We start from the raw sequence: 2,904 nt of genomic DNA on the forward strand, positions 1-2,904 counted from the left end.
GAGCTGGCCGTAGGCGTTGTAGCCCCAGGTGGCCACGGTGGCGTCGGTGCGGGCCGCGAGCGAGCCGAAGCCCCCGGCCGACACCGCCGAGACCGAGGCCAGGCCCACGGCCACGGGGGCGTGGCGGGAGGTGGTAGAGCTAGTTCGCTGCACGAGAGATGAGCAGGGCACCGCCCATGGCGCCAACACTTGTCCACACGACTCCCACCATTACTGCATCACTGAGAGTCGACAGGAGAAGGGCGCCAACAAGGTAGACCACTGTTGCGGTCCCACGGGCGTCTTTGGGCCACTTCATCCTTCGCATGAGCAGGGTGAGCAACGCCGTGCCCACGAATCCGGCGAGGGCCAGTATCAGGCAAGCTAGCAGCGCTGGGCCGCTGAGAACTTGTGATGCTAGACCAGCCATCACAAGCGGGACAGCGAGCAACACGAACGACCATCTAGAGAGGGATCGACTGTCTGAGGTCATATCCACTGGTTCTCGCATTCGTCCAGAACGCCGTTGCTGATCAGCCGGCCGGCCGCAGCGGCGTCCACAACCTCCCTTGTCGGCGGCAACAGGCGCTTGACGATGCGCCCGGCAACGAACCATGTGACCGTCGCGACTCCAACCCCGATGAGGAGCGCGGGTCCAGTTGTGATTCCTACAGCAGCGAGGGCCGCGACAGCGAGTGGTCTAACGATGAAGAACCCGGCGGCCGTCCAAGCGATGTTGAAAGGACTTGACACGAAGTCGCCAACGGCCGTCGTTGCCCGATGAGCGAGGTCCCTCGCCGCCCGGGTGATGTCCGGTAGTGGGTTCCACCTGAGCGGATTGCGGAGCCGAATAAGCCCCAACGGGTCCGTGTAGTTGAGCGGGTTGCCCCCGGCGTACAGGTAGGGCTCGCCCGTCATGGCCACCAGCGGGTCACGGGTGAGGAACTGGCCGGTGGCGGGGTCGTAGTACCTCGCCTGTAGGTAGACGAAGCCGGTCTCGGCGTCGGTGTACTCGCCGGCGAAGCGCAGCGGGGTGGTGGCGGTCCCGGTGGCCGAGGACAGTTCGCCGTAGGGGCCGTAGGTGAAGGTGGCCACCACCTCGCCGGTGGCCGAGGTGAGCTGGCGGGTGTAGCCGAGCTGGTCCTGGTGCAGGTAGGTGGGCACGTTGGCGGCGTCGAGCTGGTAGAGGGGGCGGCCCCCGGGGCCGTAGACGAAGCGCAGGGCGCCGTCGGAGAGCACGAGGGGGACGGGGCCGGACTCGTCCCAGGAGAAGGGCCTCGTCTGGCCGGCCACCGTCTTGGAGGTGCGCAGGCCGTCGCCCCGGTAGGCGTAGGTGGCCAGGGCGGTCCCGGGGGCAGCCAAGCCGTCCACCGCCACCGGGGTGGGGTGGCTGTCGGTGGTGCCCTCGCCCAGCGCCCCGGTGGCCCCGAAGCCCCAGGCCCGGGCACTGCCGTCGGCCAGGACCTGTAGCGAGTGGACCGGCCCGGCCGAGGTGGCCCCGGCCAGGGCGGGGGCGGCGGTGGGGGCGTGGGCGTCGGCCGTGGTGGCGTGGCCGAGCTGGCCGTAGGCGTTGTAGCCCCAGGTGGAAACCGTGGCGTCGGTGCGGGCCGCGAGCGAGCCGAAGCCCCCGGCCGACACCGCCGACACCGAGGCCAGGCCCACGGCCACGGGGGCGTGGCGGTCGGTGGTGGAGCCGTCGCCCACCTGGCCGAAGCCGTTGTGGCCCCAGGCGGCGCCGTCGGAGCACAGGGCCGGGGAGGTGCGCTCCAAAGCGGGGGAAACGCTGAAACGCTCCAGCATCACCGCCGGTGGGTGCTAAGCGCGCTCGGCTTACACCACGGCGAGTAGGACTGGAAGTGCCCAACCCCCGCAGCGCGCCCGGCGGTCAGTCTTGTAACTTCGTCGACGAACTGGTTCATATCGCGTCGCGACACTCCTAGGAGGCCGATCACCTTTACCTCGCGGGACTCGGATAGGAGGAGCTTGGGCACCGCAAAGGGGACTCCCCGTACGGCAATACTCGTAGTGTGCCCGACGGCGATATCCTCGACCTCTTGCCAACGAAGCGAATGGACCCGCAGGTAGGTTCTCACTTGTACACAATCATCATTCCAGCGAACATCCAACATCAGGCACCGAGCCAGCCAGCCTGTACCCACTCCCGCCAGCATCAGATAGCCGGGCGACGGGCCTGAGCCCGCCACCATCACAATACTGGGACCGACCAGGAGGGCAACAGCTGGGGTCGCGATGAGCAAGCGGGCGACGGGAGATGGCACCAGGCGCTTCATCAGCACGCGTTCCCGCCGATCGCTTCAATGAAGTTGAGGAGTGCGCCGAGAGCGCCAGACCCGGCGCTCAGGATACCGACGAGCAACTCGTCGGCACCTCCAGCGAAGGGAACGAGCGAGAGCCCGACATCGATCAGGAACCCAGCTGGGTCGTTGTCGACGTACGAGTCGCGTGCCGAGAGACCGAGGGCGGCAACCGTCAGCGAATAGCATGCGGGCGCTGCAAGACCACCAGTTGCGGCACCAGCTGCGACGCCGCATGCGATTCCGCCTACGAGCGCTAACCCGGTAGAGAAGGCGTCCCGATGGTTGTCAACAAAGGTCACAGCTTTCCCAGCCGTCGCATCCCAGGCGCCCCCGAGAGCACCGCCGATGCCCTTCGGGGTGCAGATCGAGCCCACGCAGAAGAGACCGAGCGGGTCGGTCGCGTTCAGGGGGTTGCCCCGTACGTATGAGTACGGCTCCCGCGTAAGGTCCACCAGGGGGTCTCTGGTGAGGAACTGGCCCGTGGCCGGGTCGTAGTAGCGGGCCCGGAGGTAGACGAAGCCGGTCTCGGCGTCGGTGTACTCGCCGGCGAAGCGCAGGGGGGTGGTGGCGGTGCCGGTGGAGGTGGCCAGCTCGCCGTAGGGGCCGT

At 68.0% G+C, this 2,904-nt stretch carries 3 protein-coding genes; all 3 read right to left on the reverse strand.

What is annotated here, in order from left to right:
* The coding region (locus AB1673_17535) for a hypothetical protein (GenBank protein MEW6155759.1) at nt 1–189 on the reverse strand (189 nt) is incomplete at its 3' end.
* Between the two features lie 279 nt (nt 190–468).
* A complete protein-coding gene (locus AB1673_17540; GenBank protein ID MEW6155760.1) occupies nt 469–1,779 on the reverse strand; it encodes an RHS repeat-associated core domain-containing protein in 1,311 nt (436 codons plus the stop codon).
* A gap of 490 nt (nt 1,780–2,269) precedes the next feature.
* Nucleotides 2,270–2,904: RHS repeat-associated core domain-containing protein (locus AB1673_17545; protein MEW6155761.1), on the reverse strand; the 635-nt coding region annotated here is incomplete at its 5' end.

The sequence above is a fragment of the Actinomycetota bacterium genome, assembly GCA_040754375.1.
Taxonomy (GTDB): Bacteria; Actinomycetota; Acidimicrobiia; order Acidimicrobiales; family AC-14; genus JBFMCT01.